The sequence below is a fragment of the Collinsella aerofaciens genome, from assembly GCF_028207065.1.
Classification (GTDB): domain Bacteria; phylum Actinomycetota; class Coriobacteriia; order Coriobacteriales; family Coriobacteriaceae; genus Collinsella; species Collinsella aerofaciens_AR.
The window spans coordinates 12,269-27,164 of record NZ_JAQLFP010000015.1 but is presented as its reverse complement, the minus strand read 5'-3'; the positions used below and the strand labels follow the sequence as shown (position 1 = coordinate 27,164).

Genomic DNA, 14,896 nt, shown 5'->3' with positions numbered 1-14,896 from the left:
AAAGGGCACCCCAAAAAGGAGTGCCCTAGCAAATCGCTTATGCAGCCAATCTACGCGACCGGCTCGATCTTCTCGAGGCCGCCCATGTAGGGACGCAGAACCTCGGGGATCGTGATGGTGCCGTCGGCGTTCTGGTAGTTCTCCAGAATGGCTGCCATGGTACGGCCAGCCGGCAGACCGGAACCGTTGAGGGTGTGCAGATAGCGCGAACCCTTGAAGTTCTCGGGGTCGCGATACTTGATGTTGGCGCGACGGGCCTGGAAGTCACCGCAGTTGGAGCAGGAGCTGATCTCCTTGTAGGCGTTGTAGCTCGGCAGCCAGACCTCGACGTCGTAGGTCTGACGGGCGGAGAAGCCCAGGTCGCCGGTGCACAGGCTAATCACGCGATACGGAAGCCCCAGCTGCTGCAGCAGGAACTCGGCCTCGGCGGTCATACTCTCGAGCTCCTCGTCGGACTCCTCCGGCTTGGCAAACTTGACCATCTCGACCTTGTCGAACTCGTGCTGGCGAATGATGCCGCGGGTATCGCGACCAGCGGAGCCGGCCTCCTCGCGGAAGCAGGGGGTGAAGGCGGTGTAGCGGCGCGGCAGGGTATCGGCGTCGAGGACCTCACCGGCGTGCAGGTTGGTGAGCACGACCTCGGCGGTGGGGATCAGGAAGTTGTCGCCCGAGACGTGATAGGCGTCGTCCTCGAACTTGGGCAGCTGACCCGTACCGAACATGGTCTGACGCTTGACGACGATGGGCGGCCACCACTCCTTAAAGCCACGACTCGTGTGCGTGTCCAGGAAGAAGTTGATAAGGGCGCGCTCCAGGCGGGCGCCGGCGCCACCGAGAACGGTGAAGCGGCTGCCGGAGAGCTTGTTGCCACGCTCGAAGTCGAGGATGTCCAGATCGGTGCCCAGATCCCAGTGCGGCTTAAAGTCGAAGTCGAACTCGCGCGGGGTGCCCCAACGACGGCGCTCGATGTTCTCGTCCTCGTCCTTGCCGTACGGCGTGGCCTCGCAAGGAATGTTGGGCAGGTGAGCCATGAAGTCGTACTGCTCCTGCTCGAGGGCGGTGCGGCGCTCGGCCAGACCGTCAATCTTCTCGTTGACGGCGCGCACGGCCTCTTTGGCGGCCTCGGCCTCGTCCTTCTTGCCCTCCTTCATCAGGGCGCCGATCTTCTTGGACTCGGCATTGCGCGTGGCTTGAAGCTCCTCGACCTCGGTGATGACGGCACGACGCTCGTCGTCGAGCTCAAAGAATTTCTCGCGATCCCAAGACGTCTGGCGGTTAGCCATGGCGACATCGATGGCATCGGGGTTCTCGCGAACAAACTTGATATCAAGCATTAGATCCTCCGGCGATATACATTCCATTTAGGTTGCAACCTTGTACATGTATGGGCAAGTATATACTTATGAGCGTTTACGACCCAACTCAACTACGCAAGAAGGCACCCAATGGACGCAGTTTTTTCCTTTTTGTTTGGCACCCGCACCGGTTTTGCCATCCTTTTCGCCGGCGGCATCCTGCTGTTTGCGATTATTGCCTTTGTAATGGAGAAGCGCACCCATAAGATGTATGTCGACCGCGGCCCCAAGTCCGAGGACGAAGAAGACAGCTTCTGGGACTAGCCTGCCAATAGGGACAGGTTTATTTTGGTTGGTTTTATCTGGGCAAACGCAAGCGCCCCGCAACTGGAATTGAACCAGTTGCGGGGCGCTTTTCGCTAAAAGGACAAAACCGCAGGAAAAACCTGCCAACATAAACCTGTCCCTAAATAGCAGGTTTTACTGGAGGGTTGCGTCGATTGCCTTGACCAGGGCGCTGCGCATGCCGGCGTCCTCGAGCGCAACGACGCCCTTGATGGTGGCACCACCGGGCGAGCATACGGCATCCTTCATCGCCGCGGGATGCTGACCGGTTGCGAGCTGCAGCTTTGCCGTACCCAGCACCATCTGGCTCACAATGCGATAGGCATCAGCACGCGGGATACCGTGCTTGACCGCTGCATCGCCCAGGGCCTCGATTGCCATAGCGACAAATGCCGGAGCGCAACCACCCACCGTGCCGCCCACGAACAGCAGGCTCGTATCGAGCTCGACCACCGCACCGAGCTTGCCAAGCAGATCAAGCACCACTGCACTCTGCTCATCACTAAGCGTGGAAGCCTTCTCGCAAGCGATGACGCCCTCGCCCACCGAAACCGGCGTGTTGGGCACCGTCGAGATATGCGCGACGCCCGGCAGGACCTGCTCCCACTTGGCACTGTCCCAGGTCCAGGCAACCGACAGAACGACCTTTTTGGCAAGAGCATCCTTGAGCGGGGCGAATACCTTCTCGATCATGTACGGCTTGACCGCAGCGACCACGATATCGGATGCGGCGACAACCTCGGCGGCATCGTGGCAAGCGGCCATCCCGCGCGCCTCACAGCGCTCAACCAGTGCGTCGTAGCGACCCGCACAGGCGCACATGTCGCTCGCAGCTACACCGGCAGCGATCCAGCCATCGGCCATAGCGCTCGCCATATTGCCAAAACCGACAAATCCAATCTTCATATCACATAGTCCTTTCAGACACATTCCTCAAAACGAAAGGTATTGTCCCACGCCATTGTTTCGTATTGCCGACCTATTTGTGATACGGCTCGCCACGACTAATCTTGCAGGCACGGTAAATCTGCTCCAGCAGCACCACACGCGCCAGGTTATGCGGCAAGGTAATGCGTCCAAAGCTGAGCATCTCATCGGCTCGTGCGCGCACGTCATCACTCACGCCGTCCGAACCGCCGATTACAAAGGCAATGTCGCTGCTGCCTCGCAGCATAAGATCGTCGAGCCTCGCCGAAAACTCCTCGCTCGAGCGCTCCTTGCCCTCGATAGCCAGCAGGATCACATGCGCTCGAGATGGCAAGGCAGCAAGAATCGCCGCCCCCTCCTTGTCACGCGCAGCATCCACACCGCCCGCCTTAGCCGGGTCGATATCGGCCACCTCGCGGATATCCACCTTGGCATAGGCACCCAGGCGCTTGTTGTACTCAGCGCAGGCATCCTTCCAAAAGCGCTCCTTGAGCTTACCAACACAAACGACGGTGTATTTCACGCGCGCCTACTCCTTCGAATCGTTTTGAACTTTGCCGGCAGCCAGCATCTGCTCGAACATAGAGGCCGACTGCGAGAAGTCGCTCGGCAACACGACCGTCGAGTTTTTGCCCGTACGTGCGAACTCCGTCATCATCTCGGTCCACTGCGTAAACATGAACAGCTGGTTGGCCTCATCGTTGCCAACGCCTGTCTCCTGGATAATCTCGAGCGAATCCTTGATGCCCAGCGCGATGGCTTTGCGCTGGTTGGCGATGCCCTCGCCCGCCTTTTCCATAGCCTCGGCCTCGGCGGTCGCCTCGGTGACGCGCTTGATGCGGTCGGCCTCGGCGAGCTCCTGCGCGGCAGCGCGCTTGCGCTGGGCGGCGTTGATGTCGTTCATGGAGTTCTCAACCTCGGTCGGCAGTGCGATTTTGGTGATGAGCGTCGACACGAGGGTGAAGCCGTAGGCGGCCATCTGCTCGGAAACGGTAGCGTTGACATCCTTGGCGATGTCATCCTTCTTGGCAAAGACCTCATCAAGTGTGTAAACGGGGATGGAGGAGCGCAGGGCGTCGGTGATGAAGTCGCGCATCTGGTCGACGGGCTCCTGCAGCATGTAGTAGCTCTTGTAGATGCCCGAATCTGCCGGGCCGGCGCCCATGTCGTAGCTCACGTGGTACTGAGCGGAGACCTCAAGACCGATGGTCACGTTGTCCTGGGTCTTAACGTCGATGCCAAAACCGTTTTTCATGGTGCGCAGGCTCACCGTGGCGGCCTTGCGGTCGATCACGGGCACCTTCACGTGAAAGCCCGCGTTGACGATACGGTTGAACTTACCCAAGCGCTCGATGATTACGGCGTGCTGCTGTTCAACGACATAACAGGCGTTGGGGAGCAGCAGCAACAGGATGATGATGGGAATCAAAAGGCTGGTAAGGGCGGCGATGATACCGGAAAACAGCATGGTCTCTCCTCTGATAGGCACACGTTGGCATTAGGATACCCGTCCAAGGAGATCGTGCATAACAAAAAAGCTCCCATTGCTGGGAGCTCTTTCATTTAATGGTGCGGGCGAAAGGACGTCCGCGTATCCGCTTCGCGGATCCGCACCGGCATTGGCCGCCTGCCGGCGGACTCGCCAGCTCGCTAAAAACGCTCCGCGTTTTCTTGACGCTCGCTCCTTCGCAGGTTCAAGCCCCCGCGATGAGCCTATAACAAAAAAGCCCCCATTGCTGGGAGCTCTTTCAATCAATGGTGCGGGCGAAAGGACTTGAACCTTCATGGGGTTGCCCCCATACGGACCTGAACCGTACGCGTCTGCCAATTCCGCCACGCCCGCGTGCAGGAATTAGAATAACGGAGCGCCACCGCGAACGCAAGAACTATTTTTGAAAAAGTTTGCAGGCATTTTCCCAAGCGGCATGCGCGATTGTTTCGGCGTCCTCACCAGTGCGATCGACACGGTCGTTAACCAGCGCGTTTGCCGTAATGGAGATCATTGCGGGCTCGCATTCAAGACCGCGGATGGGCTCCGGAGCCATATACGGGCAATCCGTCTCGAACAAAATTCGATCGAGTGGGGTTGCCGCAAATGCCTCGCGCACGTCGTCGTTGCGCTTAAAGGTGGCCGCACCACCATAGGCGATATAGCAGCCCAGCTCCACAAAGCGCTCCATCGTGGCGCGGTCCTCGCCAAAACAGTGCAGCACACAACCGGCCTGGGGCACGCCCACCTCACGAAGCACGTTGTAGGCGTCCACGTGCGAGGTACGCTCCTGGTCCATGTCCTCGTGACGCAGATGCAGCTCCACCGGCACGTTACGACGCACGGCAAGCTCGAGCTGGCGCGCCATGCAGTCAATCTGCACGTTATGGGGTGCCGGCGCGATATCGTCGTCATAGTCCATGTGGTAGTCCAGACCGATTTCGCCAATACCGGCGCATAAGGGGTCATCGAGTGCGACAACGACCTGTGCATGAATGTCGTCGGTATAGTCCGGCGCGCCATACGGATGCACGCCGGCAAGATACTTGATCTGCGGGATATCCTGCATCGGCAGAATTTCGCGCACGAGCCAGTCGCTATAGTCCGTCACGCTGCGCTTGTCGGCGATGGGGTCGAAGACCGTCACCAACAGGTCGATGCCTGCCGCCTTGGCACGCACGAGTGTCTCGGGCACATCCTTGCCCCAGAACGAAAGCAGATGCGCATGTGTGTCGGCAAGCGGTGCCAAGGGCACGGGACAAGCAACCGTCTTCTTTTTCTTGGTAAACGTCACGCGTTCGGCATTAAGCGTCATGGGAAAGCTCCCGAGCCAGGCACACAAAGTCGGCGACGCCGAGCGTCTCGGCGCGCGTGGTGGGTGCGATACCGCAAGCCTCAAAGGCGGCATCGAGCACGTCCTTGGCAAAGCCGTTGGCGCTCATGGAATTGCGGATGGTCTTGCGACGCTGAGCAAATGCAGCGTCAATCACGCGGGCCACAAATTCGCGATCGAGTCCTTCGGGCACCACACCGTCAACACGGTCGATACGCACGACGGCCGAGTCCACGTGTGGCGCCGGCATAAAGCAACGCGGCGGCACCTCAAAGCGACCCGTTACCTGCGCATACAGGCCAAGCTTTGCCGTATAGCCGCCATAGGTCTTGTTGCCCGGCACTGCGGCAATGCGATCGGCAACCTCCTTTTGCACCATGACGACGGCGCGCTTTAGCGCCGGCATCGTCTGGAAAAATTGCAAAATGATCGTCGCCGCCACGTTATAGGGCAAGTTCGCGACAAATACCGTCGGCTCACCGCCCGCAGCCTGCTCAATCTGCTCCGGGCCCACCTTAAGCGCGTCGCCCATGATAAAGCGGAAGTTGGCATAGTCGGCGGCGTGGGCATCGAGCACCGGCTCAAGCTCGGGATCGGCCTCAATGGACGTAACGCACGCCGCTTCCTGCAGCAACGCAAGTGTCAACGTACCGCAACCTGGACCCACCTCGAGTACGCGCTCGTCACCTGCAAGCTCGGCAAGCTCGCAGATACGTTCGATCACATGATTGTCGATTAGAAAGTTCTGGCCCAGGCGATGCTTGGTCGCAAGGCCAAACTCCTCCAGCAGCTCCCTGGTGGCCGTGGGGTTTGCCAAAGGCGAAGTTGTCATGGTTGCCTCCTTAGCATGATGGCGGCGTCTTGAAACAAAAGGGCATGGACCGTGGCGGCCATGCCCTTACAGCTAAACAGCAAATTGCCGATATGGCGCTCGCGCGGTCTCTACGCCAGACGCGGGAACAGCGGATCGCCCTTCTCGACGGGCTGACCGCCGGCAAGCAGGCCCCAAGTGCAAATGCCCTTGAGGTCGTCGCTCGCGGCCTCGCCCTCACAGGACAGGCGGCGCAGGGCCTCGGCAGAGGTCTGAGGCATGAGCGGCATCAGCAGGTGAGCGGCAATGCGGATGGCCTCGAGCAGGTTGTAGATCACAAACGCCAGCTCGTCAGCCTTGGCCTCGTCCTTGGCAAGTGCCCAAGGCTCGGAGTCCTCAATGTAGTGGTTGGCGGCGTGGATGAGCTCCATGACCTCGTCCTTGGCTCCGCCGTAATCGAGCACGTCCATCTTGGCCATGTAGCGCTCGACCAGACCATCGGCGATCTTTGCCAGCGGGTTATCGAACGCGTCGAACGATGCGGGCTTGGCGGGCGCGCAACCGTCAAAGTACTTGCCGCTCATGTTGAGCGAACGCGAGATAAGGTTGCCCCAGCTGTTGGCCAGGTCGGCGTTGTAGACCTGCTCCATGCGATCGAAGCTGATGGCGCCGTCGGTGCCGGGGACCACGTCGGTCATAAAGTAGTAGCGATAGCCCTCGACGCCCAGCATGTCGATAACGTCCTGCGGAGCGATGGCGTTACCGCGGCTCTTGGACATCTTCTCGGCCTTGCCGGTCTCGGCATTGCGCACGGTCAGGAAGCCGTGGGCAAAGACGTGCTCGGGCAGGGCCTCGCCGATGGCCATGAGCATGGCGGGCCAAATGACGCAGTGGAAGCGGATGATGTCCTTACCCACGATGTGGAACTGCGCGGGCCAGCGATAGGCCAGCTCGGCACGCGCCTCGTCGGTGTCGACACCGTAGCCGACGGCCGTCATATAGTTGAGCAGCGCGTCAAACCATACATAGGTCACATGGCCCTCGTCAAACGGAACCTGGATGCCCCAGTCAAAGCTCGTGCGACTCACGGAAAGGTCGTTGAGGCCGCCCTCGACAAAGCTGCGAACCTCGTTCATGCGGAACGCAGGCTCGACAAAGTCGGGGTGCTCGTCATAGAGCTTGAGAAGCTTGTCCTGGAAGGCGGAAAGCTTAAAGAAGTAGGACTCCTCCTGGACGCGCTCAAGCGGACGGTGGCAGTCGGGGCATAGATGCTGGCCGACGCTGCCGTACTCCTCGTCGCCCTTCTGGACCTGCGTATCAGTGAAGTAGGTCTCGTCAGGCACGCAATACCAACCGTCGTAGCTGCCCTTATACAGGTAACCGGACTCCTTCATGCGCTCCCACAGGTACTGCACGGCATGATGCTGGCGCGGCTCGGTGGTGCGGATGAAGTCGTCGTTGGAAATCTCGAGCTTGCTCCAAAGCTCCTTGAAGTGCGGGGCCTGGCTATCGGTCCACTCCTGCGGCGTCATGCCATGCTTGGCTGCGGCCTCGGCGACCTTCTCGCCGTGCTCGTCCATGCCGGTCAGGAACTTGACGTTATAGCCGGCGGAGCGGCGATAGCGAGCCTGAACGTCGGCGATGATGGTGGAATAAGCCGTGCCCAAGTGCGGATCGGCGTTGACGTAGTAGATGGGCGTCGTGATAAAGAACGAAGGCTTGCTTTGATCCATGGGGTTTGTCCTCCAGAAAAACGTTGCATACAGGGGATGATTCTAGCGCAAGGGCTGGATATCCTCCATCTATTGCATATCGAGCACCATGGCATAGACATCGCGCTTGCGGCGCGAATACTTCTGAGACAGGCGTTTGGCCACCGCAGAGGCGGGCTCCCCCTCCTCGAGCGCGGTGCGGATATCCTCGCGCAGGGCCTCGTCGGGATCCGCTACCGCAGCGCCAACCGGCGCGATGCCGGCCTCCTCATCCTCGCTCGGCGGCGCGATGACCAGCGCAATCTCGCCCTTTACCTCGCCGCGAGCACGCAGCTCCTCGGCAAGCTGGTCAGCGGGCCCGCGCAAGACCTCCTCGTGCAGCTTGGTGAGTTCGCGGCAGACGGCGACCTCACGCTGGGGAAAGACCTCCGCCACGGCCTCGAGCGTCGCCACGATGCGATGTGGAGACTCGTAGAAGATGAGTGCGCCGGGCACCACGGCAAGGCGCTGCAAACGGCGCACACGGTCGCCGTGCTTTCGGCCCAAAAAGCCCTCGAAGAAAAAATGCTCGCAGGGAATGCCGGACGAAACAAGCGCCGTGACGCAAGCAGAGGGCCCGGGAATAACTTCGACGAGCACATCGGCCTCACGCGCCGCCTCGACCAGCGCCTGGCCGGGATCGGACACGCTCGGCATGCCGGCGTCCGAGGCAAAAGCGAGGGTCTCCCCCGCCAGCAGACGGTCGACCAGGCCGGCGGCGCGGCTGGCGATCACATTCTCGTCGCAACGGACAAGCGGCTTGGAAATGCCCAGGTGCATCAGTAGCTTTGACGTCACACGCGTGTCTTCGCAGCAGATGGCATCAGCAGCGGCAAAGGCCTCACCAACGCGCGGGGACAGGTCGCCCAGGTTGCCGATGGGCGTGCCGACCACATAGAGTTTGCCCGTATGGGCGCTGTTTTGCGTCATATCAACCTATTCAATCATGCCGCGCTCGAGCGTACCGAGCGCCGCGCGGGCGTCCCATGCTGCAATGCGCTTCTCGGTCTTCCACGTTTGGAAGAACCAACCGGCAGCCGGCGCAAACGAAGCCAGCTGGTTGGCAATAAACACGCGCTCGTAGGCATTGCGGCCCTCGGGCGTAACCGACGAGTTGGCAAAGATCGCCGCGCCCGACCATTCGCCCACCAGCACGGGGAACCCAGTCGAAATCGCTTCTTTAAGCTCGCGCTTGTTACGCGAAATCGCCGTCGTCAGCCCGCGAGGGCTCGTGATGTCGAGCGCATACTCGTCGCGGTAATGGTACAGGTGAAGGTCCATGTAGACGTTCTTGTACTTGGCGCCGCGCATAAAATGCTTCCACTCGCTGGGATGCCCCGACGACGAGAAGACGACGATCTTATCCTCGGGCATATACGAACGAACGAGCTCGTAGGCATCGCGATAGAAATTGCGCAGGTAGTGAGCAGGAATGCCATCCGTCATGGTGAAGAGGCTCTTGCGAACGCTCATCTGCGGCGTGTCCAGCAGCTCAATGCCCAGCAGGCTCTCGGCCTCGCCATAGCGATCGGCCAAGCGCTCGAGCACGTCGAGTGCGACATGACGGCCGTTGGTGGACGAATGCCACTCGGCGACAGCCTCCGGCGTGGTGGGCGAATCGTTGGAATCGCCCTGGCCACCGGGCACGGTTGCCAGATCGAGCAGCACGCGGATATCGTACTTGGCAGCCCACTCAATCGCGCGGTCGATGTAATCGACAACCGATATGTAGGAGGCATCGGACTCCTGTGAGCCAAAGGCATACCAGGGCACCGGCAGACGCACGGCATTGAGACCGATCTGCGCCATGCGGCGAAAATCGTCCTCGCTCACAAACGTCTCGTAATGACGACGCATGCGCTCGTTGTAAGCGGCGGTACCCATGGCCTCCTGCAGCTCGGCTGCGTTGGATGCGCCGGTCGCCGCGTACAGCGACGGGGTCACCCAAGGCTCGGGAATAAACCAGCCAGAGAGATTAACGCCGAGTATCCTCTCCATCACTGCCCCCTTCGGATCATGCAGGTCGAACCCGCATCGTATTGCATAGGATAAGTATCGTTTTGAGTATACCCGCGTGTGCGGACAGGCGACCGAACGGTCTGCAAAGTGACGCGAAAGTGGGAGGAATGTCTGGGGCGGGCGGGCTCGGAATGGTGCGACGAGGTGTGTACGCGCGCCGGAGGCAGGCACCGGAAAGTGTGTCCCGTTCTGAGCCCTTATTCTGGGACGCAGTTTCCGCAGAACCCTACATAAAAGAAAAGGACCCCTTTGCAGAGGTCCTAGTCAATTCAAGGTGGCGGGGAAGGGAATCGCGTCCGCGCGCTGCGCGGACGGACCGCTGCGGCGCTTACGCGCCTTGCGAGCTGCGCTGGCAAACGCTTACGCGTTTACTCAGCTCCGCGCCCTCACGGGGTTCGATTCCATGTGGGGGCTGCATAAAAGAAAAGGACCCCTTTGCAGAGGTCCTAGTCAATTCAAGGTGGCGGGGAAGGGAATCGAACCCCTGACACGAGGATTTTCAGTCCTCTGCTCTACCAACTGAGCTACCCAGCCATTTGAGGTGTGCCTTGTTTCAAGGCTTGATTAGTATAACCAAGGACGCGTTCCGGTCAACCGAGAATTTTAAAAAAGTTTTTGAGCACAGCCTCGGTTCTATAAATCGGCACGTCAGAGACATCAGCCGGCAGCAAGAAGTTTTTCGCTCAGAGCCGCACGGGCAAACTCACTTGGCGTCATCCCCTCGGCAGCCGCCCGTCGACGAATGGCCTCCTTCATTCCCAGAGGAATCTTGACCGACAACGTTGCCGTCCCCTCACCTGAGAGCGGGGGCCGTCCATGCACGATCCCACCAACGGTATGTTCGCCATCCGGAAACTCTCCGCGCTCGTACGACTCGCACCACGCGTCAATCATTTCATCCGTTACAACCTGACCTTTAGCGGCCGTATACGTCTTGCCCATCATCGACCCCTTTGCCGAGCCCGTTCAATCTCCTGCCAAAATTTCTTCTGGACTGGAGACAAGGCATGAATGATAAGCCACCCACGGACAAGCTCGACCGCGACAAGCTCCACGCTTCGTCCGTCTGGGAGCCATCCAATCGCAAGCCATCTCGGCGGCTCGTCCTTCGACTCGCGACGAATGCACTCAGTAACCGCAAGCCAAGCGCTAAGCACCTGCTTTTCCGTCAGGTGCTTTTTAGCGTTGGGATGGATCTCAACATCCATGCATCTTCTCCTCCATCTTACCCAATTTCGTATGACGAAAGTCCGCTGTCGCCAATTCTTAAGCCGGCACGCGTTGGAGAGCAGGGGTCGAAACAATGATTGAAGGACGCTCTAGTACGGCCCAGGCGCCGGGGCAGGAGCACATACGCCAGGGACGTACGTTTTCATAGCATACGAGGACATAGCCACGTGCATCGATAAAGGCGATGTCGATGGGATAGGCCATAAAACACGTGTGGACCGAAGAGCAGCGTGGAAACGCCATGACGAGCGGCAGGCCGTTGGCGGCAACCGGACGCCGTCCCAGCATGCCGCGCAGGCGCACGACAAACGACTCCGCCACCGCAAACTCGGCCGGCGTCCAGCCCAGCCTATTGAGTGCCCGCGCGTAGGCGATGTAGGACGAGACCGCGGTCACATGACCACCCCCGGACGCCATGGATCGACCGTCACCGCGCGCTCGTGCGACAACGTTGTCGGCGCCCCCAGCGGAACGCCAGCGATGCTGAGAGAAGTCGGCCACGGCTCATAGTGCATGGTGCAGGTGTAGGTCCTAAACGTACCGGATAGGGAGAGCAGGCCACCATCCGATGCCTCCGCGCCTTGCTCGCTCGACACTTCGATCTGCAAGTCATAGCCTTCCATGGCATTCAGAATTTGAGTCCGGACCGTCGCCGAGGCATCGACAGAGCTTTCGTCGCCCTCCCCGCTCGGCGCCACGGCGTGCGCCAACACGATGTCGGGCACCACGCGGTCGAAGCGCGCGACAGCGCTGGCATAGATCATGACGTTGTATACGATGAGTGCCAGCACCAGCAAAACGGGCGTAACCACTGCTATCTCCACCGTCGCTTGGGCGCGCTCCTCGCGCAGACGCATGCGGATACTCATTACGACCCACCGCCCAGAGCGCCAACCAGCGTGGCGACATCGACGGTGAGCGGGATGGAGCCGCCGCCGGGCAGAGGAATCTCCGCAAGCGTGAACACCGTACCGCTGATGGTGCGTTCGACTTGATATTCCAACGCCTCGCAAAGCGCCTTGGGATCGGTCACGCCCAACGGAATACTTCGCAGTTTGTCTTGCGCTTGAGAGAGACCAGCAATGTCAGACCCCGGGCTCTTAATGACGTTGGCGGAATCAGTCAGCACCGGCTTTCGCAGGCGCAAGTCGCACGGTTCCAAACCCAGCGCCGCCACGGACGCCGAAACGGTATCGCCGAGCCACGATGCGATGGAGCCCAACGCGCCGCTGCCCCCTCCTAGGCCTTTAATCATCTCGTCCATAAGTTCGTCGGCCGAACCTTGGATGTCTCCGTATCCCACAAGCAGCCGTCCCCAGACATCCATGACGCCATCGAGTACGCCGGCAACGCCACCCGAGCGTTCCTTCAATGTCGAGAAAAATCGCGAAAGCACGTTGTTTTGCGCCGTCGCCTCATCGGGCGCCAGCACCGCGGCAGAGATGGCACCGCGATCGCCAAGCCTGACTGCCGTGTTAAACGAAGAGTTGAGCTCATCGGGGCTCGAGATGGCACCCGAAACCGCAAAGGCAACCACGCCGTTGCGACCGGGCGGAGCGATACGCGGACGCTCGCCCGAAAGCGCTTTAATGGCCTGGTCAAACGCATTGCTCGCACGGTCGGCCTCATCCTCGGTCTGACGCATGAGCTCAAGCTCTTTGTTCCGACATTTGACGTATTCCTCCAAGGCCTTTTTGAACTCGTCGAAGTGATATTCGAAGCCGTTTTCGATAGAGGTTGAAGGCGCCGCAACAGCACCAAGCGACAAAACGCCAAAATGGCATTTGCTGCATTTATCCTGTCCATCGTAATCGGCAACCGAAGCAAATCCGCTCGGCGTCCCTTTCTTATAGTTAGGGCAGGTCGTCCCGTAATGCAGATACGCCTTGTCATCGTTCACGCTCGTCGGCCACACCGCATCGGTATAGAGTTCCGTCGCCCGAACCTCATCAGAGTTGCGCGGCAGCAGCGGAATATAGGAGGAAACCCTGTCTCCGTTCTCGGTTATATGCGCCCGATCGACCTCCGCGCTCGCATAGGTATAAAACGCCTTACGCGCCGCAGACTCTGCCTTCATCTCGACACTCGAGCCGTGGGGCTTCTCATTTGTCAGACGCCAATGGTAGTAGTCCTTCGCGCGATCAAGGGCAACTTGGGGCTCCCACGTAACGCTCGATGAGTAATGCGGATTTTGAACACCGGAGAGATCCGTTAGGCTTTTCGCACGCTCCCACATGCAAGAACAGCTGCCGACCGAGCCCTTGTCAGACCCACCACAATCCGCCAGCCAAGCACGCTCTTTAGCCTTCGCCGTGTCCTCAGAAGCCTTCCGCAGCTCCTCGGCCGCACACTCTAAATCATCTGATGTGTCTTTAATGGCATCGGTCGAGATCTCGGACCCCTCGAGCGCAGCGAAGTCAGACTCGGATGTCCTGGGCACGGCAAGCGCCGTACCGGTATAGGTCACACTATCGGTATCCTGCGCCGACACCGCCTGCGTGGCACGCGCGGCGATCAGATACGGCAGAGCCGTCTCGATTTTCTGTAAGCCTTCCGATGCGCTTTTGGCAAACTTGTTGCGCGTTTTAATGATCTCAATCCCGGTGTCGACCATATTGCCGGCAACCGGCTCGGCACCCGGGATGAGGATGGCGACCAGGCCCGTCCCGATCGTGGCAAACCCCGCCAGCCCCAGACTCAAGATGCTCGCATCAACCACCGTGGCAGCCGTGTGATAGGACGACACTACGTTGGCACCCGCCAGCGCGCCGCTATCAGCCGCCACCTGGGTATCCCCGGCACGCGACATGCTCCATATCGCCGCGGTCGACGAAAACAGCAGCGTGAGCACCACCAAGATGACCACCGCAGAGGAGAGCGTGGTGTAGGCACCGTCTTCGATAAACAGGTCGATACCGGCTCGACCCATAAAGCCGCCTCGTTTGCGGAGAGCGCCTGGTCGACGGCGGGCCGCAAACCCTTGCGTCACCCGCAACAGGCAGCGCCTAATCCCATGCAGCAATCCACGAATCATAATCTCCCTCCAGCCATTCGGGACGCGATTGATACGAGACATCGACCTTGAGCTCAACGTAGCCGCCCTCGGCGGTACCACCCATAGCCTGCGCAAACGCACCGATCACAGGCAACGGCTTGACCTCGCCGGAAACGGACACGGACGAGACGCCACCCGCACCGGCCCGGCCAAGCTCGATATCCCACGACAACGGCCCGCCGGCATGAAAGATCGAAACGTTGGGCACTGCGGCAAGTCGGCGGCGGGTGAACTCCTTAAGATCGTCGTCCTCCGCCGTCGTCGTGGTCATGAGCCGCGCGGTCTCGGCGGCGGCAGACTCCATGACCGCGCGCGTATAGAGCAGGCACACCGGTTGCAGCGCGAGAAGGATGAGTGTCAGAAACGTCGGCAGCAAAAAAGCGGCCTCGACCGTAGACTGCGCCCGGTCCTCGCGCGCGATATCAATACAGCGCGATGTCCTCAGCACCCGCAGCGGCGTCGATAACCGACGTCGAGGCAACGCCATGGGATGCCGCCCGCTCAACCAGCGCCGCCAAGCGCCCATCGGTGCCGGCACGCCAAAGTCCCGCGATCGCCAGCACGATCGATAACAGCGCCACCGTGACGATGGCGTATTCGACCGTCGCCTGGGCAGATTCCTCACGCAGGACATCATGCAT

16 protein-coding genes and 2 tRNA genes are annotated in these 14,896 nt (G+C 60.2%); 1 reads left to right on the top strand and 17 read right to left on the bottom strand.

Annotated elements, in window-relative coordinates; all coding sequences use genetic code 11:
• Positions 1–50: 50 nt before the first annotated feature.
• A complete protein-coding gene (gene serS, locus PMX72_RS05775; protein WP_117637377.1) occupies positions 51–1,334 on the bottom strand; it encodes a serine--tRNA ligase in 1,284 nt (427 codons plus the stop codon).
• 111 nt (positions 1,335–1,445) lie between these two features.
• Between serS and PMX72_RS05770 the strand changes: the two genes are divergently transcribed.
• Positions 1,446–1,619, top strand: a complete 174-nt coding sequence (locus tag PMX72_RS05770) for a DUF6724 family protein (protein WP_168170424.1) — start codon at positions 1,446–1,448, stop codon at positions 1,617–1,619.
• Between the two features lie 156 nt (positions 1,620–1,775).
• Here the strand turns inward: PMX72_RS05770 and proC are convergent, their stop codons facing one another.
• The 16 genes from proC to PMX72_RS05690 all read right to left on the bottom strand — a co-directional run bounded on the left by proC (position 1,776) and on the right by PMX72_RS05690 (position 14,896).
• Positions 1,776–2,546 (bottom strand): pyrroline-5-carboxylate reductase, encoded by a 771-nt coding sequence (proC, locus tag PMX72_RS05765; RefSeq protein ID WP_117628982.1) that lies wholly within the window; start codon positions 2,544–2,546, stop codon positions 1,776–1,778.
• 73 nt (positions 2,547–2,619) lie between these two features.
• The gene (gene rlmH, locus PMX72_RS05760) at positions 2,620–3,090 is read right to left on the bottom strand and encodes a 23S rRNA (pseudouridine(1915)-N(3))-methyltransferase RlmH (RefSeq protein WP_271728803.1); all 471 of its coding nucleotides are present in this window, start codon (positions 3,088–3,090) and stop codon (positions 2,620–2,622) included.
• Between the two features lie 6 nt (positions 3,091–3,096).
• Positions 3,097–4,035 (bottom strand): SPFH domain-containing protein, encoded by a 939-nt coding sequence (locus PMX72_RS05755; RefSeq protein WP_117757556.1) that lies wholly within the window; start codon positions 4,033–4,035, stop codon positions 3,097–3,099.
• Between the two features lie 288 nt (positions 4,036–4,323).
• Positions 4,324–4,410, bottom strand: a tRNA-Leu gene (locus PMX72_RS05750).
• A 43-nt stretch (positions 4,411–4,453) separates the two neighbouring features.
• A complete protein-coding gene (locus PMX72_RS05745) occupies positions 4,454–5,371 on the bottom strand; it encodes a TatD family hydrolase (RefSeq protein WP_271728804.1) in 918 nt (305 codons plus the stop codon).
• Complete coding sequence (gene rsmA, locus PMX72_RS05740) at positions 5,361–6,221, bottom strand: 16S rRNA (adenine(1518)-N(6)/adenine(1519)-N(6))-dimethyltransferase RsmA (RefSeq protein WP_055250524.1); 861 nt, start codon at positions 6,219–6,221, stop codon at positions 5,361–5,363. Before rsmA ends, PMX72_RS05745 begins: the two co-directional genes overlap by 11 nt.
• A gap of 110 nt (positions 6,222–6,331) precedes the next feature.
• Positions 6,332–7,933, bottom strand: coding sequence for a methionine--tRNA ligase (gene metG / locus PMX72_RS05735; protein ID WP_118066114.1), 1,602 nt, complete (start codon positions 7,931–7,933; stop codon positions 6,332–6,334).
• A 69-nt stretch (positions 7,934–8,002) separates the two neighbouring features.
• Positions 8,003–8,881: a 16S rRNA (cytidine(1402)-2'-O)-methyltransferase gene (rsmI, locus tag PMX72_RS05730; RefSeq protein WP_271728805.1), complete on the bottom strand. Its 879-nt coding sequence runs from the start codon at positions 8,879–8,881 to the stop codon at positions 8,003–8,005.
• 6 nt (positions 8,882–8,887) lie between these two features.
• Positions 8,888–9,949 carry a glycoside hydrolase family 5 protein gene (locus tag PMX72_RS05725; RefSeq protein WP_055309641.1) on the bottom strand — a complete coding sequence of 354 codons (1,062 nt, stop codon included), beginning with the start codon at positions 9,947–9,949 and terminating at the stop codon, positions 8,888–8,890.
• A gap of 482 nt (positions 9,950–10,431) precedes the next feature.
• Positions 10,432–10,504: transfer RNA gene (locus tag PMX72_RS05720), tRNA-Phe, on the bottom strand.
• A gap of 123 nt (positions 10,505–10,627) precedes the next feature.
• Positions 10,628–10,912, bottom strand: a complete 285-nt coding sequence (locus PMX72_RS05715; protein WP_118206062.1) for an ATP-binding protein — start codon at positions 10,910–10,912, stop codon at positions 10,628–10,630.
• Between the two features lie 324 nt (positions 10,913–11,236).
• A complete protein-coding gene (locus tag PMX72_RS05710; protein WP_271728806.1) occupies positions 11,237–11,596 on the bottom strand; it encodes a DUF192 domain-containing protein in 360 nt (119 codons plus the stop codon).
• Complete coding sequence (locus PMX72_RS05705; protein WP_117563701.1) at positions 11,593–12,069, bottom strand: TadE/TadG family type IV pilus assembly protein; 477 nt, start codon at positions 12,067–12,069, stop codon at positions 11,593–11,595. The genes PMX72_RS05710 and PMX72_RS05705 overlap by 4 nt, the downstream gene beginning before the upstream one ends.
• Positions 12,069–14,129, bottom strand: coding sequence for a hypothetical protein (locus tag PMX72_RS05700; protein WP_271728807.1), 2,061 nt, complete (start codon positions 14,127–14,129; stop codon positions 12,069–12,071). The genes PMX72_RS05705 and PMX72_RS05700 overlap by 1 nt, the downstream gene beginning before the upstream one ends.
• A gap of 76 nt (positions 14,130–14,205) precedes the next feature.
• Positions 14,206–14,703: a TadE/TadG family type IV pilus assembly protein gene (locus PMX72_RS05695; RefSeq protein WP_271728808.1), complete on the bottom strand. Its 498-nt coding sequence runs from the start codon at positions 14,701–14,703 to the stop codon at positions 14,206–14,208.
• Positions 14,678–14,896 carry a hypothetical protein gene (locus tag PMX72_RS05690; RefSeq protein ID WP_271728809.1) on the bottom strand — a complete coding sequence of 73 codons (219 nt, stop codon included), beginning with the start codon at positions 14,894–14,896 and terminating at the stop codon, positions 14,678–14,680. Before PMX72_RS05690 ends, PMX72_RS05695 begins: the two co-directional genes overlap by 26 nt.

Bases quoted from the DNA above. Each gene is read 5' to 3' on its own strand.
- serS (WP_117637377.1), bottom strand. From the start codon at position 1,334: ATGCTTGATATCAAGTTTGTTCGCGAGAACCCCGATGCCATCGATGTC.
- PMX72_RS05770 (WP_168170424.1), top strand. From the start codon at position 1,446: ATGGACGCAGTTTTTTCCTTTTTGTTTGGCACCCGCACCGGTTTTGCC.
- proC (WP_117628982.1), bottom strand. From the start codon at position 2,546: ATGAAGATTGGATTTGTCGGTTTTGGCAATATGGCGAGCGCTATGGCC.
- PMX72_RS05755 (WP_117757556.1), bottom strand. From the start codon at position 4,035: ATGCTGTTTTCCGGTATCATCGCCGCCCTTACCAGCCTTTTGATTCCC.
- PMX72_RS05745 (WP_271728804.1), bottom strand. From the start codon at position 5,371: ATGACGCTTAATGCCGAACGCGTGACGTTTACCAAGAAAAAGAAGACG.
- rsmA (WP_055250524.1), bottom strand. From the start codon at position 6,221: ATGACAACTTCGCCTTTGGCAAACCCCACGGCCACCAGGGAGCTGCTG.
- metG (WP_118066114.1), bottom strand. From the start codon at position 7,933: ATGGATCAAAGCAAGCCTTCGTTCTTTATCACGACGCCCATCTACTAC.
- rsmI (WP_271728805.1), bottom strand. From the start codon at position 8,881: ATGACGCAAAACAGCGCCCATACGGGCAAACTCTATGTGGTCGGCACG.
- PMX72_RS05725 (WP_055309641.1), bottom strand. From the start codon at position 9,949: ATGGAGAGGATACTCGGCGTTAATCTCTCTGGCTGGTTTATTCCCGAG.
- PMX72_RS05715 (WP_118206062.1), bottom strand. From the start codon at position 10,912: ATGGGCAAGACGTATACGGCCGCTAAAGGTCAGGTTGTAACGGATGAA.
- PMX72_RS05705 (WP_117563701.1), bottom strand. From the start codon at position 12,069: ATGAGTATCCGCATGCGTCTGCGCGAGGAGCGCGCCCAAGCGACGGTG.
- PMX72_RS05700 (WP_271728807.1), bottom strand. From the start codon at position 14,129: ATGGGTCGAGCCGGTATCGACCTGTTTATCGAAGACGGTGCCTACACC.
- PMX72_RS05690 (WP_271728809.1), bottom strand. From the start codon at position 14,896: ATGCATGATGTCCTGCGTGAGGAATCTGCCCAGGCGACGGTCGAATAC.